Here is a 297-nt window from a genome sequence, read left to right on the forward strand (position 1 = left end):
GTCAACGGTACGGTCGAGGTCCGGATTGTAGTCAGGGATGATGGCCTTGAAAAAGTTTATCTGATCCGGCGTCAACTTCAAGGTCGCAAGGAATGCTGCCGTATGGTAGCGCCGCCATTCGTTGAGGCCCTGACTGACGACAGGCACGCGGATTACAGAATCCCCAAGAAGCTTGTCCAAATTTTCCTTTTCCCATAGGCCACTGTGTGAATCAGAGCTATCCTTAGAATTGATGCACAGAAGTAGAGGCTCTGCTTCCATAGCCTGTGTCTCCAGCCATTTTGATTGAAGCGCAGT

At 50.5% G+C, this 297-nt stretch carries 1 protein-coding gene; it reads right to left on the bottom strand.

Features of this window, described 5'->3' with window-relative positions; genetic code table 11:
- On the bottom strand, positions 1-261 hold a 261-nt coding region (locus tag AC1RPH_RS08205; protein ID WP_481762094.1), incomplete at its 3' end, for a hypothetical protein.
- Positions 262-297 lie beyond the last annotated feature (36 nt).

It is taken from the genome of Dellaglioa sp. CoH-57-MRSF-16, assembly GCF_056782055.1.